The 13,720-nt window shown below is 67.2% G+C and carries 13 protein-coding genes and 1 pseudogene; 6 read left to right on the top strand and 8 right to left on the bottom strand.

What is annotated here, in order from left to right; all coding sequences use genetic code 11:
- Nucleotides 1-135: 135 nt before the first annotated feature.
- A complete protein-coding gene (locus NQJ30_RS16930) occupies nt 136-813 on the bottom strand; it encodes a Crp/Fnr family transcriptional regulator (RefSeq protein WP_123254700.1) in 678 nt (225 codons plus the stop codon).
- A 253-nt stretch (nt 814-1,066) separates the two neighbouring features.
- On the opposite strand from NQJ30_RS16930, the gene NQJ30_RS16935 reads away from it, so the two are divergent.
- Complete coding sequence (locus NQJ30_RS16935; protein ID WP_255771284.1) at nt 1,067-2,251, top strand: MarP family serine protease; 1,185 nt, start codon at nt 1,067-1,069, stop codon at nt 2,249-2,251.
- Nucleotides 2,252-2,313: 62 nt separating this feature from the next.
- Here NQJ30_RS16935 and aroQ read toward each other — a convergent pair whose 3' ends face one another.
- From aroQ to acs, 5 genes and pseudogenes are all read right to left on the bottom strand, one after another.
- Nucleotides 2,314-2,829 (bottom strand): type II 3-dehydroquinate dehydratase, encoded by a 516-nt coding sequence (aroQ, locus tag NQJ30_RS16940; protein ID WP_374113280.1) that lies wholly within the window; start codon nt 2,827-2,829, stop codon nt 2,314-2,316.
- Nucleotides 2,830-2,861: 32 nt separating this feature from the next.
- On the bottom strand, nt 2,862-3,095 hold the full coding sequence (locus tag NQJ30_RS16945) for a hypothetical protein (RefSeq protein WP_255771286.1): 234 nt from the start codon (nt 3,093-3,095) through the stop codon (nt 2,862-2,864).
- A 40-nt stretch (nt 3,096-3,135) separates the two neighbouring features.
- A pseudogene (locus NQJ30_RS16950) lies at nt 3,136-3,360 on the bottom strand (sugar ABC transporter substrate-binding protein); the annotation flags it as partial.
- Between the two features lie 217 nt (nt 3,361-3,577).
- Nucleotides 3,578-4,360: a DeoR/GlpR family DNA-binding transcription regulator gene (locus NQJ30_RS16955; RefSeq protein ID WP_255771287.1), complete on the bottom strand. Its 783-nt coding sequence runs from the start codon at nt 4,358-4,360 to the stop codon at nt 3,578-3,580.
- A gap of 190 nt (nt 4,361-4,550) precedes the next feature.
- The gene (gene acs, locus NQJ30_RS16960; RefSeq protein ID WP_255771288.1) at nt 4,551-6,572 is read right to left on the bottom strand and encodes an acetate--CoA ligase; all 2,022 of its coding nucleotides are present in this window, start codon (nt 6,570-6,572) and stop codon (nt 4,551-4,553) included.
- A gap of 407 nt (nt 6,573-6,979) precedes the next feature.
- Here acs and NQJ30_RS16965 point away from each other — a divergent pair, with 407 nt between their 5' ends.
- Genes NQJ30_RS16965 through NQJ30_RS16975 form a run of 3 tightly spaced genes read left to right on the top strand, consistent with a single transcriptional unit; the run spans nt 6,980 to nt 9,842 of the window.
- A complete protein-coding gene (locus NQJ30_RS16965) occupies nt 6,980-8,323 on the top strand; it encodes a hypothetical protein (protein WP_255771290.1) in 1,344 nt (447 codons plus the stop codon).
- 8 nt (nt 8,324-8,331) lie between these two features.
- Complete coding sequence (gene nth, locus NQJ30_RS16970) at nt 8,332-9,168, top strand: endonuclease III (protein WP_374113279.1); 837 nt, start codon at nt 8,332-8,334, stop codon at nt 9,166-9,168.
- Complete coding sequence (locus tag NQJ30_RS16975; protein WP_255771292.1) at nt 9,165-9,842, top strand: NUDIX hydrolase; 678 nt, start codon at nt 9,165-9,167, stop codon at nt 9,840-9,842. Before nth ends, NQJ30_RS16975 begins: the two co-directional genes overlap by 4 nt.
- Nucleotides 9,843-9,957: 115 nt before the next feature.
- Here NQJ30_RS16975 and NQJ30_RS16980 read toward each other — a convergent pair whose 3' ends face one another.
- Both NQJ30_RS16980 and NQJ30_RS16985 read right to left on the bottom strand, forming a co-directional pair.
- A complete protein-coding gene (locus NQJ30_RS16980) occupies nt 9,958-10,155 on the bottom strand; it encodes a YegP family protein (protein ID WP_255771293.1) in 198 nt (65 codons plus the stop codon).
- Between the two features lie 122 nt (nt 10,156-10,277).
- Nucleotides 10,278-11,990 carry a bifunctional 3'-5' exonuclease/DNA polymerase gene (locus tag NQJ30_RS16985; RefSeq protein WP_255771294.1) on the bottom strand — a complete coding sequence of 571 codons (1,713 nt, stop codon included), beginning with the start codon at nt 11,988-11,990 and terminating at the stop codon, nt 10,278-10,280.
- Nucleotides 11,991-12,191: 201 nt separating this feature from the next.
- On the opposite strand from NQJ30_RS16985, the gene NQJ30_RS16990 reads away from it, so the two are divergent.
- Both NQJ30_RS16990 and ssd read left to right on the top strand, forming a co-directional pair.
- On the top strand, nt 12,192-12,407 hold the full coding sequence (locus NQJ30_RS16990) for an AsnC family protein (protein ID WP_255771295.1): 216 nt from the start codon (nt 12,192-12,194) through the stop codon (nt 12,405-12,407).
- Between the two features lie 102 nt (nt 12,408-12,509).
- The gene (gene ssd / locus NQJ30_RS16995; RefSeq protein ID WP_255771296.1) at nt 12,510-13,712 is read left to right on the top strand and encodes a septum site-determining protein Ssd; all 1,203 of its coding nucleotides are present in this window, start codon (nt 12,510-12,512) and stop codon (nt 13,710-13,712) included.
- Nucleotides 13,713-13,720 lie beyond the last annotated feature (8 nt).

Raw genomic sequence — 13,720 nt, forward strand, 5'->3', positions numbered from 1 at the left:
GCTCTCTCACTTTCTTTAGGAAAGTGAGAGAGCGTCGGCGGAAAACCCCCATTTAGTGAGAGAGCGTTTTTGGGGTGGGACGCAAGAAGGCCGGCTCCGATTTCTCGGGGCCGGCCTTGTTGCGTGCTGGTGAATTTAGCGGGAGCGCTGGCGGAGGCGCTGCATGTCCAGGATCACCACGGCGCGGGCTTCCAGGCGGAGCCAGCCGCGCTGGACGAATTCGGCCAAGGCCTTGTTGACCGTCTCGCGGGACGCGCCAACCAGCTGGGCCAGCTCTTCCTGGGTGAGTTCGTGGGCAACCAGGACGCCGTCGGTCGCCGGGCGGCCGAAGCGGTCCGCCAGGTCCAGGAGCGCCTTGGCAACACGGCCGGGAACATCGGAGAAGACCAGGTCGGACAATGAATCGTTGGTGCGGCGCAGCCGGCGGGCAAGTGCCTGCAGCAGCTGGGCGGAAACCTCGGGGCGCGTCCGCAGCAGGCCGTTGAGGCTCTCGTTCTTCAGCCCGGCCAGGCGGGTTTCAGAAACTGCGGTGGCGGTGGCGGTGCGTGGGCTGGGGTCAAACAGTGCCATCTCGCCGAACAGTTCGCCCGGGCCCAGGATAGCGAGCAGGGATTCGCGGCCGTCGGGGGACGTGCGGCCCAGCTTCACCTTGCCGGAGACGATGAAGTAGAGCTGGTCGCCCTGATCGCCCTCGCGGAATACCGAGGCGCCGCGGGAAAGATCCACCTCGGTCAGCTCGTCCGTCAAGAGCCGGAATGCTTCGTCGTCAAGCGTTGCAAATAGTGGTGCCCGGCGCAGTACCTCGATGTCCATGAAATCTCCCAAATAAAAAAGTGTCGGCTGTAGCGCTTTTGCCATTGTTTCAGAATTTTCAAGCTTCTGTGACGTACTTGGCAGCGGAAACGCCGCAGAACGCGTTCAGGCGGGCCCGTCGGCCGATGGGCTGGCCGTCGAGGAGCAACTTTCACACCCTGGAGCGTCGGGATCCGTCAACGGCAGGCAGCCCACAGAAGAAAGTCAGCTTGCGCCACTAGAATTGGGTCTCAACCGTATTAAAGGAGCGTCAGTGTTTGGCTTGACCGTTCTGGACCTGGCGCTGATCCTGGGCCTGCTGTCTTACCTGATCTATGGCCTGCGCAACGGGTTCCTGGTCACGCTCGGCGGGATCGCGGGTTTCGCCGCGGGCGCTGTGGCCGCCTTCTTTGCCGTGCCGTTCGTCAGCGAGATGGTGCCCGACGCCGGGTGGAGGCTGACTGCCATCGTGGCGGCCGCCGTCGTGCTGATGGCACTGGGCCACGGCCTCGGGACCATGATCGGCCGCCAAATCCGCGGAGTGGTGCGGATCAAGCCGCTGCGGGCGGTGGACCGGCTGGTGGGCGGCGCCGTCAACGTGGTGGTGTCAGCACTGGTGATGTCCATGCTGGCGTTCAGCGTCAGCTCCCTCGGCGTTCCCTTTGTTTCCCAGCAGCTGGCCGAGTCCAAGGTGATCCGCTACATCGACGGACTGACGCCCGTCCCGGTGAAGGCCAGCCTCGCCCAGTTGCGTTCAGCGGTGATAGGCAACGGCATCCCCACGTTGATCGAGGGCCTTGGCCAGGGGCCCCAGGTGTCCGTGCCTAATGCCAGCACCAATACGCCGGCCTTGAACCGGGCGGCCGAGTCGGTCCTGAAAATCGCCGGAACGGCTTATCAGTGCGGCCAGAACCAGACCGGCAGCGGCTTCGTGGTGTCCCCGGGGCGGGTTGTGACCAACGCCCATGTGGTGGCGGGCGTGTCGCAGCCTGTGGTGGAGATACCCAACGGCGGAGCCATGCCCGGCAAAGTGGTCTATTTCGACACCCGGCACGATCTCGCCGTACTGGCCGTCGACGGGTTGCCGTCCGACCCGCTGGCACTCGCGTCCGACCTGCCCAGCGGCAGCCAGGCTGCGTTCGCCGGCTACCCCCACGGCGGTCCGTTCAAATCGAATCCCGCCACCGTCCAGGACATTGCCTCGGTCCTGGTTCCGGACATTTACGGCCAGAACCCGGCTCCCGAGGATATCTACCGGCTGGCCGGGGACGTCCAGCCGGGGAACTCCGGCGGGCCATTGCTGACCACGGACGGCCAGGTGGCCGGCGTCATCTTCGCAAAGGCAACCTCCGACGCCGAGCTGGGCTTCGCCATCACCATGGACGACCTCTACCCGGTGGCGTCCCAGGCGGCCGGCCTCAGCGTGCCGGTTTCCTCCGGGCAGTGCATCCAGAAGTAGCAGTGCACCCCGGGCCGGCCGCCAGCCTGGGCCGGCGCACCCTGGCCGGCCGCCAGCCTGGGCTAGAGCGCTTCGGCCAGGTAATCGATGGCGAGCTTGTAGCCGAACACGCCGGCCCCCACAATGACCGCGGCGCACACCGGCGAGAGGTAGGAGTGGTGCCGGAACTCCTCGCGCTGGTGCACGTTGGTGATGTGGACCTCGACGGCGGGCAGCTGGACCGCGGCAAGGGCGTCGCGCAGGGCGACGGACGTGTGGGTGAAGGCGCCGGCATTCAGCACGATGCCCACGGCGTTGGTGCGGGCGGCGTGGATGGCGTCGAGCAGGACACCCTCGTGGTTGGACTGGACGCATTCCACCGTGAAGCCGTGCGCACCGGCCGCTTTGGCAGCCAACTGCTCCACGTCGGCGAGCGTGGAGGTGCCGTACTTTTCCGGCTCGCGGGTCCCTAGCAGGTTGAGGTTGGGGCCGTTGATCACCAGGATGGTGCCGCGGCCGCCCGTGGTGCCGGTGCCGGCGGAGGCGTTCTGGGGGGCCGGCTGGTGCGAAGAAAGTGTGGCGTCAGTCATGGTTCCAATCTACCCGCCGGGATTCTGCACCTTTCATTCCGTTACGGCAAGCCCGCCCGGGCCGGAAACCCGGCTCGGGGGGACCGCCGCGAGGCTAATGATGGTGCAGAATCCGGGAAGATGACTTCCACCCGGTAGCCCTGCTCCGGTTCCAGGCCGGGAACAGTGATCCGGCCACGTTTCTCGGCGAAGGACGTGCCGGTACTGACCAGCGCGAACAGGGCCGCCGTGGTGCCTTGTTCAGCAACCGGCGCCACCACACCGTGCAGCAGCATTGAACCGTCGGAATCGTCTGCGCGGACCATGCGGCCGGAGTGGATCGTCGTAGTTGTAGTGCGTGCCCCAGGGGTTCTTGTCCGTGTGGGACCAGCCGGTGGTGTTGGTCAGGTAGCTCCACTCGGTCTGGCCGGAGGAATCGCCGCCGCCGTTCAGGCCGAGCCCGTAGACGTCCACGTTGTCCTTGTCGAAGCGAGCCTCGTCCCCTCGCTTGCCGGCTTTGTCCACGGTCAGGTGCGCGATGACCTTCTCGTACGAGCCGCCACAGGCGGACAGGGAGAGCGCGATGGCTGCAGCAACGGCGGCGGCGAGATGGCCGCGGCGGCCGTGGATGGCATCCTCGGGGTAGGCCGGACGGCAGGTCCGCAGCAGCGGATGTTCCCCACGAAGCTCCATCTCCGCCAGTCATGCGGCTGTCCGTAGCTGTCCGGCCGGCACTCCGGTCCCAGGAGGCGCTCCGGACCTAGGAAGCACTCCGGACCTAGGAGGCGATCCGGACCCTGCCGACGCGCTCGGCCAGGATCCGGTGGGCTTCGGCCCCGAGGCCGGTGTCGCTGATGATTTCGTCGGCGTCGTCCAGGCCGGCAATGGTGCTGATGCCCTGCAGACCCCACTTGGTGTGATCGGCCAGCACCACTACCTTCCGGGCAGCGGCCACAAAGGCGCGGTCCGTCTCGGCCTCGAGGAGGTTGGGTGTGGTGAAGCCGGCGTCTTCGTCCATGCCGTGCACGCCGAGGAACAGGACGTCGAGGTGCAGTTGCTTCAGCGCCGCCGTAGCGATCGGTCCCACTAGAGCGTCCGACGGCGTGCGTTCGCCGCCGATGAGGATCACGGTCGAGGCGAATCGGGCCGGTCCGGGGGAGGCATGGTGGAAAAGGTCGGCAATGCGCACGGAGTTGGTGACTACGGTGATCCGTGGACCGTTGACCAGCTCCTTGGCCAGGGCCCACGTGGTGGTCCCGGCGCTGAATCCAACGGCCATGCCCTCGTGCACCAGGCTGGCAGCTTCCAGCGCGATGGCCTTCTTTTCCGCAGTCAGCTGGGTGGACTTGAGCTCAAACCCAGGCTCGTGCGTGCTGACCTCGCCCGGAATCTTGGCGCCGCCGTGGATACGCTCCAGCCGGCCGCCTTCCTCGAGCAGTTCGATATCCCGCCGCACAGTCATCAGCGAGACCCCCAGTTGCTGAGCCAGGTCCGAAACCCGGACAACCCGCTCCCGCTGAACAGCAGCCAAAATCGCCTGTTGACGTGCAGCAGCGAGCATCTGGAACATCCTTAGAGCAAAGGTGGACGGGGCTGCAACCAGTCTAGGTCGCACCGGTCTCGGTGAGCGGCGCCGCCCACGAAAGGTGAGCGGCGCCGCCTTAGAGGGGAGGGACTTATCCGGCAGCGCGTCAAAGCGAGGAACGAGCAGCGCGCAGAGGATGACTGCCGCCCCTCACTCCGGCACGCACTTACTTACGCAGCGACGCCGCGATCTGTTGCATCACGGTGTTGTCGGCGAGGGTGGTGGCATCGCCGGGGTCGCGTCCTTCGGCGACGTCCTTGAGGAGGCGGCGCATGATTTTTCCGGACCGGGTTTTGGGCAGTTCCGGGACCACGAGGATGGTTTTGGGTTTGGCGATGGGGCCGATTTCCTTGCCGACGTGGTTGCGGAGTTCCTGGACGATGGCGTCGCCGGAGTCCACGGCGTCGCCGCGCAGGATGACGAACGCGACGACGGCCTGGCCGGTGGTTTCGTCCGCTGCGCCCACCACGGCGGCTTCGGCCACGGCGGGGTGGGATACCAAGGCGGATTCGATCTCGGTGGTGGAGAGGCGGTGGCCGGAGACGTTCATGACGTCGTCTACGCGGCCGAGGAGCCAGATGTCGCCGTCTTCGTCCTTTTTGGCGCCGTCACCGGCGAAGTACATGTCCTCGAACCGGGACCAGTAGGTGTCCTTGAACCGTTCGGGGTCGCCCCAGATGCCGCGGAGCATGGCCGGCCAGGGTTCGCGGATGACGAGGAAGCCGCCGTGGCCGTTGGGCACGGACTCGCCGAGCTCATCCACGACGTCCACGGCGATGCCGGGCAGCGGGACCTGGGCGGAGCCGGGTTTGGTGGCGGTCACGCCGGGCAGCGGGGCGATCATCTGGGCGCCGGTTTCGGTCTGCCACCAGGTGTCCACGATGGGTGTTTTGTTGGCGCCGATGACGTCCCGGTACCACATCCAGGCTTCGGGGTTGATGGATTCGCCCACGGAGCCGAGGACGCGGAGGGAGGTCAGGTCGTACTTGTCCGGGATGTCCCGGCCCCACTTCATGAACGTGCGGATGGCGGTGGGGGCGGTGTAGAGGATGGAGACCTTGTACTTTTGGATGATTTCCCACCAGCGGCCCTGGTGCGGGGAGTCCGGGGTGCCTTCGTACATGACCTGGGTGGCGCCGTTGATGAGCGGGGCATAGGCGACGTAGGAGTGGCCGGTGACCCAGCCGACGTCGGCCGTGCACCAGTACACGTCGGTTTCGGGGTGCAGGTCGAACACGGCCTTGTGTGTGTAGGCGCCCTGGGTGAGGTAGCCGCCGGTGGTGTGCAGGATGCCCTTGGGTTTCCCGGTGGTTCCGGAGGTGTAGAGGATGAAGAGCGGGTGTTCGGAGTCGTGCCCGACGGGGGTGTGCTCGGTGGAGGCGGTCCCGACGGTGTCGTCCCACCAGTGGTCCCGGTCTTCGTGCCAGTCGACGTCCTGGCCGTTGCGCTTGACGACGACGACGTTCTGGACGGTGTGGCCGCTGCCGTCTCCCTCGTGGGACAGGGCGTCATCGACGGCGGTCTTGAGGGGGCTGGGCTTGCCGCGGCGGTAGGTGCCGTCGGCGGTGACCACGAGTTTGGCTTCGGCGTCGTCGATGCGGGAGCGGAGGGCTTCGGCGGAGAACCCGCCGAACACCACCGAGTGCACGGCGCCGATGCGCGCGCAGGCCAGCAGCGTGATCACGGCTTCGGGGATCATGGGCAGGTACACGGCCACCCGGTCGCCTTTTTCCACGCCGAGGGATTCGAACGCGTTGGCCGCCTTTTTGACCTCGTCCGTGAGCTGGGCGTAGGTGTAGGTGCGGGTATCGCCGGGTTCGCCTTCGAAGTAGATGGCCACCCGGTCGCCTAGCCCGTTTTCCACGTGGCGGTCCAGGGCGTTGTAGGCCGCGTTGACCTCACCGCCCACGAACCACTTCGCGAACGGCGGGTTGGACCAGTCCAGCGCCTGATCGAAGTCCTTGGACCAGGTGAGCAGCTCCCGGGCCTGCCGGGCCCAGAAAGCCGGACGGTCGGCGTCGGCCTCGGCGTAGTCGGCTGCGGTGACAACGGCGTCGGCAGCGAACTCCGGGCTCGGGGCAAAAGTGCGGTTCTCGTGCAGCAGGTTTGAAATGGCGTCGCCCTGCTGGTCGCTCGGTACGCCCGTCGCGGGGGCGGTGGTGGTGGAGCCGGGAGTGTCCTGGGACATGGTGAACCTCATCATTCATCGGTCTTTTCTGCGGCATGCCCTCACCTGCCGTGCTCCTCCGCTGCTCGCGGTACGGGGCAGGGCAGATCACGGATGGTCCGCAAACAGCTGTTCCGGAAACTAGCCTAATGCTTGCGGTTGACCGCATGTGTCACCTGTCACAATGCGGCCCGCGAACGGCATTTATTTCGCGGTGAATGGTTACGGAACGGCGCCGGAAGCGCCCTCGTCGCGGCTGATCAGCTAGTGATCGGCCATGCGGATGACTAGGCTGAGATTGGATTGTGACTTTCTACGGAGCTGCCCGATCCCGTGCATCACTGCCCGGGGCCGGCGGCTGCCGCCGTTCCGGACGGCACAGCTATTGGGGCGGAACCGTCCCGTGCCGCCACGCTTAGGAGAACAGTATGAACCAGCAAATCGTCGGCCGGAATCCTGGCCGGGCAACGGAGGCAGGACCCGAAGGGGAAGGCGCGGCAAACGATCCGCAGCGACCGGCCGGCACCAAATCCGGCACCAAACCCGGCACCACCAACCAGGCCGTGCTGGGACCCTTCACCATCCGTGACGTGACGGTTTTCGCTGCCACGCTGATTCTCCTGGTCGCCTCGCTCCTTCCGATCTTCCTGGGCCGGTTCAATCTCTGGAATGCCGGCAGCTTGTTTTTCCTTGGCCTCGGCATTGTCCTTCCGCTGATTGCCAGTGCCCTCTTCGCCTCCCGCCGGCTGGCGCCCAAGACGAAGGTCCGCGTCGGGTCGCTGTCCGTTGACCAGTTCGCCTCCGTGGTGGCGTCCTTCGCCTTGGCGTTCTTCTTTTTGGCCGCCGCCGCTGCCTACGTCCCGAGCCTCCTGGTAGGCCTGGTGGGCTCCGTGGTCCTGTTCGCTGCGACCGTGCTTAGCCGCTTCATCCCGTTTTTCGCCGGTGACTTCCAGGGACGCGAGGAAACGCCCGCCCACGTTATGGCCCGCGAGTCGGCCGTCCCGCTGCCCAAACCGCACACCCCGAAAGAACCTAAGCCCGCTGCCGGGGCTGACTCCGGTTCGAAGCGGAGCTTCGGAATCCCTGCCGGGATCTGGCCGTCCAAGCACCATGCTCCCGCTTCCACGTCCCCTGCGGATGCGGCAGCGGCGCCGGAAATGACGTCGCCGGCTGCAGGCGCCGCAGCTCCGGCGGCCGCACCGGTTTCCTCGGCCCCTGAGGTCAGGGAATGGACCGCCACCGGTGACCCCACCCCGGCAACGCAAGCGGCCGACGTCGTTCCTTCAGCGCCGCCGGTTAGCGGCCCCGCCGCGTCAGCCGCCGAGGAGACGATGGTGGCTGACGTCCCGGCCGCCGCCGGCCCTCCGGCTGACCGCACCGCAGCGGCGGCAACCGCTTCGGCAGGGGCGCCCGTTCCCGAGGCAGGAACGCACGACGGCGGCGCTCAGGCGCCTGCCCCGGCCCGCCAGTCTGCCGCTGAACCCGTCGCCACTGCAGTCCACCAGCAGGTGCGCAGCGCGGAACCCATCGGCGCGACCGTGGACCCGGCCAGCCGGCCGGAAGAAGCGGACGAGCCGGCGCACGAGGCCTTCTGGTTCGCCGTGGCGCAACACCGCACCGCCGTGGACCCCCAGACCGGTGCCCCCGCATTCGTGATCGAACCCGGCGGCTGGGTGCTGGCCCTCGAGGACCGGGGCCACGAATTCCTGGTCCAGCACACCGACGGACGCGTTGGCGTGCTGCGCGACCTCAGCAACATCGAGCGCGGCTAGCCGGGCACGTGGCCACCTCCCGTACGCCCCGTGCCCCCGGGGTTGCCGTACCGCGCCAGCCCGCCGCGGAGTCGTTGCTGGCATTGAAGCGCCGGGCCCGGCGGATCAACAGGGTCCTGGCGGAGAAATACCCGTACGCCCATGCCGAGCTCGACTTCCGCAACCCGTTCGAGCTGGTGGTGGCCACCGTCCTGTCCGCGCAGACCACCGACGTGCTGGTCAACCAGGTCACCAAGATCCTGTTTGCCCGGTACCCGGACGCCCGCGCCATGTCCGAAGCCGAGCCCGCCGAGCTGGAAGCGATCCTGCAGCCCACCGGGTTCTTCCGGGCCAAAACCAGGAACGTGCTGGCGCTGAGCCATCGCCTGGTGGACGAGTTCAACGGCGAGGTGCCCGGCAGGCTGGAAGACCTGGTGACCCTTCCCGGCGTCGGACGAAAAACCGCGAACGTGGTGCTGGGCAACGCCTTCGGTGTTCCCGGCATCACCGTCGACACGCACTTCGGCCGGCTGGCGCGGCGTTTCGGCTGGACCCAGTCCGAGGACCCGGTGCAGGTCGAGTTCGATGTCGCCGAGCTGTTTGAGCCACGGGACTGGACCATGCTCTCGCACCGGGTGGTATTCCACGGCCGCCGGGTGTGCCACTCCCGGCGGCCGGCCTGCGGCGCATGCCCGGTGGCCAACTGGTGCCCCAGCTACGGGCTCGGTGAGACCGATCCCGTCAAGGCAGCCAAGCTCCTCAAATACGAACTGGCGCCCGGCAGCGAAGCTCTCCTGGAACAGCTGCTGGCGGAAACCCACCGGGCTGCGGAAATCCGGATGGAATCACAAAGGCGGCTCCCATGAGTGCACGCCAAGACCTGATCGACCTCGTGCGGAGGTCGAACAATGGGGACGTCACCGCGCCCAACACCGCATGGGCTGCACTGACCGTGGACGAAGCCATTGCCCGCAAGGCAGCCGTCCTGATGTTGTTCGGCGTGCTCGATGATATTCCGGCCGTGTCCAGCAAGCCTTTGGCGGCGGTCGACCTCGATGTGCTGCTGCTCGAACGCGCGCACACCCTGGGCTCGCACCCGGGTCAGGTCGCGTTCCCCGGCGGCGGCCTGGACGACGGCGAGACTGCGGTGGCCGCGGCACTCAGGGAAGCCGAGGAGGAAACCGGGCTGGACTCGGCCGGCGTCGAAGTCCTGGGGAGCCTGCAGGAACTCGGGCTGGCCCGCAGCAATTTCCTGGTGACTCCCGTGCTCGGATGGTGGGCGTCGCCGTCGCCCGTTCGTGTGGTGGATTACGGCGAATCCGCCCAGGTATTCCGGATCCCGGTCCGCGACCTGCTGGACCCCGCCAACCGGGTCACTGCCACGGTGGGGCGGGACGGCAGGACCTTCAGCAGCCCCGCGTTTGCCGTGAACGGCGTGCTGGTGTGGGGTTTCACCGGAATCATCCTCGATGGCCTTTTTGAACAGTTGGGGTGGGCGGTTCCGTGGGACCGGAGCCGCGTGCACGAGGTTGCCTTCTAGGCGCACGGGCCGGGTAGCTGTACTGAGTCAGGGCGTTCCGTCTAACCGGCGGGGCCGGTTTAACGGGCTAGGGCCCGGCCTGAGGGCCGGGCCCTAGCCGACTGGGTAAATACACCTAACTGGGATGCGGTTTGTGGCGGAGATCCACGACCACCCCTGTCGCCGCGTTTTCCCGCAAAGCATTGATGCCGTCTTTCAGTGCACCCAGGTGCTTGAAGTCGGGCGAAACGGCCACGATTTTGCCGTTTTTGTCTGTGAGCTTGAAGCGGTATGCCTCGTCGCCGATTCGGTGTATTTCAAAATTGCCGGGCATTATCCGGACCTCCCCTATGCGTCATTGCACGTTGAGCCCCACCAATTGCATAAGCGGGGCTTTCCTGACTGTAACCATCGTCACTGCACAGAACTAGCTACTGCCGGGTAGGTTACTTAGGGCTACTTCGCGTTGTCGTATGAATCCACCACAGCCACGCTAACCGGGAATTCCACCGGTACAGGGCCGAACAACAGCTCCTTGGCCGCTGCGGCCGCCTCCTCGATCGCCCGGATGCAGGCAGTAACCCCCGCCTCGGGGGCGTGGACCATCACCTCGTCATGCAGGAAGAAGACGAGTTCCGCCTGAACGCCACTCTCGGCACGCAGGGCACGCAGCCGCCGTCGTAATTCCGCCAGCCAGCATGCTGCCCAGTCGGCGGCGGATCCCTGCACCACAAAGTTGCGCGTGAAACGGCCGCGGGAACGGGCGATCGATTCGGCGCGGCGCTGTTCCTCCGCCGTGGCCGACTGCTGGCTCCGGAACCAGCGTTCCGACGGCGGCGGGCTGCTGCGGCCCAGCCGCGTGGTCACCGTGCCGCCGGCTTCACCCTCACGGGCAGCCTGCTCCACAAAACCCACCGCATGGGGGTAGGTTCGGGCCAGCTGCGGCATCAGGCGCCCCGATTCTCCCGTTGTGGCGCCGTAGATGGCACCCAGGAGGGCCATTTTCGCCTTGGCGCGGTCGCCGCCGAAACCCTGGGCGGCGATGCCCGCGTAGAGGTCCTTGTCGCGCGCGGCTGCGGCCATTTTCGAGTCCTGCGCGAGAGCCACCAGGACCCGTGGCTCCAGCTGGGACGCGTCGGCGACGATGAGTTTGTGGCCCGGCCCGGCATGGACAGCCCCCCGGATCTGGCGCGGAATCTGCAGGGCGCCCCCGCCCCGGGAGGCCCAGCGCCCCGACACCACGCCGCCCACCACGTATTCGGGCCGGAAACGTCCGTCGGTCACCCATGCGTCCAGCCACGTCCAGCCGTTGGCGCTGTGCAGGCGGGAAAGCTTCTTATAGGCCAGGAGCGGTTCAATGGCGGGATGGCTGGACTCCATCAGCTCCCACTGCCGCGTGCTTTTGACCTCGATGCCATTGCGGTGCAGGGCGCGCATGAGTTCCTGCGGCGAATCCGGATTCAGCGCGGGCGCGTTGAGGAGGGCGCGCAGTTCACTGTTCAGGGCTTCAAGTTTCGCAGGCCGGTGGCCCGGCTGGGGCCGGGGTCCCAGATAGTCGGCCAGGATCCGCTCATGCAGGTCCTCCCGCCACGGAACACCGGCGTGCTGCATCTCCGCGGCGATCATGGCACCGGCGGATTCGGCCGCGAGCAGCAATTGCAGCCGTTTCCGTTTGTTCTCCTGCGGATCTGCGTCGGCCAGTGCCGCCTGCTGGGCGGCGTACTCCGCCCGCAGTTCCGCGAGGGTGTGGCGGGGTGGCCGGTGTCGGACGTCCTCAAACAAAGCGCCGTGATCGGCGGGCGGGGGCGGCGGCTGGAGAGCGCGGGGAGGTTCCTGGGGGTCGTCCAAGGGGGCCTTCTCGGCCTGCCGGGCGTAGTCGGTGTGGGCGGTGAACTGAGAATACGCCAGGATGGTGCCGCACAGGCTGAGGTCGTAACAGCGCTCCACTTCCACCCCGGCTGCCAGCAGCGCGGGATACCAGTCCTGCGTGCGGTGCCAGATCCAGCGGGGCGCGGCCTCGCGTGGCCGGGTTTCGAAATAGCGTACGACGCCGGGCAGCTCGCTTGCGCTGAGCAGCCGCGGTTCGGGGCGGTCGGGGTGCGGATCGCCTGCCTGGGTGACCTGCTGGAGGGCTGCGCCATGGGAGTGGGCGGCGAGCAGCAGGTACATGGGTTCAATTCTGCCTTGTATCCGGGGTCCGGGCGGACGGCGGTCGGCGGGGCGGCCGGGGCGTTGGTGTGGCCGGAGGGGACGGTTGGCAGGGACGCGCGGTCGGTGCTCCCAGCCGTCTGCGGGACGGCCGCACGGATTGCTGAGTAAGCGTCGTCAACCTATGTTGACGGCGCTCCATGCGTCAACTAATGTTGACGCATGGAGGTGGACCGGATGAAAACACTGGTGGCATCGATGGACGGGAAAGGCCCCGCGGAAGCGCTCTACGCTGTGGCTGAACTGCAGAAGGAAGTGGGACGCGCCGAAGACTCTCTGGTCCGTAAGGCACGGCAGGCCGGCCTCTCCTGGGAGGCGATCGCCCTGTGCCTAGGGGTCAGTAAACAGGCTGTCCACCGCAAATACGGTAAACAATAGCCGCTGCACGCAAGACGCCGGCGTCCTCCCGCGGTTCTGAAGTTGTCCACATAGCGAGGCATGCCACTGTCGTTTTGATGGGCGGCGACGGAGAGTTGCTCCATGAGCAGGCACCAGCTATCGCCGTCCCCTTCCGAGCCGCCCACATCCCATCTGGGCCGGGCCCGGCCTTCCCCTGCCGCTTCCGGCAGCGCTGCCTCCGGTGTGCCAGGTCCAAGGCAGGCCGCGGAAGCGTGGGTGCCGGATTCTGCTGCGGCCGAGGTGCTGCTGGTGACGGGCTACGACTTTTTGCAGGGCGAAGTGGAACAGATTGTGGCCGCGGCCGGCGGCCACCTGCGGGTGGTGGCAGACGTCGCTGATGCGGCGAGGTACTGGGATTCCGCGGCCGCTGTGCTGGTGGGAAGCGATGTCCGGGAGTTGCCGCCGCGACGCCGAGCACCCGCCGTGCTGGTGGGCTTGAACGGTGAGGGGGACAGTCTCTGGCATCTCGCCGCGGCTCTCGGGGCGGAGCGCGTGGCCGTGCTGCCGGACGCCGCGGCATGGCTGGCCGAGTACTTGAGCAGATCGCGTTCGCCGGAGGCCGGTGGCCTCGTCCTGGGGATTACCGGGGGCTGTGGCGGCGCGGGCGCCACCACCTCGGCCATTTGGATCGCCCAGGCCGCAGCAGGGCTGGGCGTGCGTGTGTTGCTGGTTGACGGGGATCCCTGGGGCGGGGGCCTGGAACTCGCACTGGCGGCCGAGGAGGTCCCGGGCCTGCGGTGGCCTGATCTGTCCGGTGCGAGCGGCAGCATAGATCCCGAGCAGCTCGCTGATTCGCTGCCGATGGTCGGCGGGTTTTGCTTCCTGTCCTGGCCTGGCAACCGGGACCGGCCAGCGCCGGTGGATGCGACCACCGCTGGCGGCGTCCTGGATGCTGCCCGGCGGGGCTATGAACTGGTGGTGGTGGACATTGGCCGGGGTACGGAGCCGGTGCAACTTTTTGCATGGGACTGCGACCGGCTCCTCGTAGTGGTGCCGGCACAACTGAAGGCCGCCGTGGCTACCGCCCGGCTGCTTCATGAGCTTCCGCCGGTGGAGGCGGCGCTCCTTGTCCGGGGCAAAACCGGAGCGGCGCTGGACGGCGGCCTGATTGCCGATGCCGTCGGACTGCCAGTTCAGGGCCGGGTTCCGGAGCTGCGCGGCGTCACCGCTGCCGGAGAAAACGGGCGGCTCCTTGACCTTGGTAAACGCCGCAGTGTCCGGCACTTCGCTGCGTCGGTGCTTGACTTGATGGACGGCGAAATTCCCGTCGGAGACGAACTGTGAGCGCGGGA

This window comes from Pseudarthrobacter sulfonivorans, assembly GCF_024391045.1.
GTDB lineage: Bacteria > Actinomycetota > Actinomycetes > Actinomycetales > Micrococcaceae > Arthrobacter > Arthrobacter sulfonivorans_B.

What these genes read in the sequence shown, in the direction of transcription:
- NQJ30_RS16930 (WP_123254700.1), bottom strand. Translation starts at nt 813, where the DNA reads ATGGACATCGAGGTACTGCGCCGGGCACCACTATTTGCAACGCTTGAC.
- NQJ30_RS16945 (WP_255771286.1), bottom strand. Translation starts at nt 3,095, where the DNA reads ATGCTGCTGCACGGTGTGGTGGCGCCGGTTGCTGAACAAGGCACCACG.
- NQJ30_RS16955 (WP_255771287.1), bottom strand. Translation starts at nt 4,360, where the DNA reads ATGCTCGCTGCTGCACGTCAACAGGCGATTTTGGCTGCTGTTCAGCGG.
- acs (WP_255771288.1), bottom strand. Translation starts at nt 6,572, where the DNA reads ATGTCCCAGGACACTCCCGGCTCCACCACCACCGCCCCCGCGACGGGC.
- NQJ30_RS16965 (WP_255771290.1), top strand. Translation starts at nt 6,980, where the DNA reads ATGAACCAGCAAATCGTCGGCCGGAATCCTGGCCGGGCAACGGAGGCA.
- NQJ30_RS16975 (WP_255771292.1), top strand. Translation starts at nt 9,165, where the DNA reads ATGAGTGCACGCCAAGACCTGATCGACCTCGTGCGGAGGTCGAACAAT.
- NQJ30_RS16980 (WP_255771293.1), bottom strand. Translation starts at nt 10,155, where the DNA reads ATGCCCGGCAATTTTGAAATACACCGAATCGGCGACGAGGCATACCGC.
- NQJ30_RS16985 (WP_255771294.1), bottom strand. Translation starts at nt 11,990, where the DNA reads ATGTACCTGCTGCTCGCCGCCCACTCCCATGGCGCAGCCCTCCAGCAG.
- NQJ30_RS16990 (WP_255771295.1), top strand. Translation starts at nt 12,192, where the DNA reads ATGGAGGTGGACCGGATGAAAACACTGGTGGCATCGATGGACGGGAAA.
- ssd (WP_255771296.1), top strand. Translation starts at nt 12,510, where the DNA reads ATGAGCAGGCACCAGCTATCGCCGTCCCCTTCCGAGCCGCCCACATCC.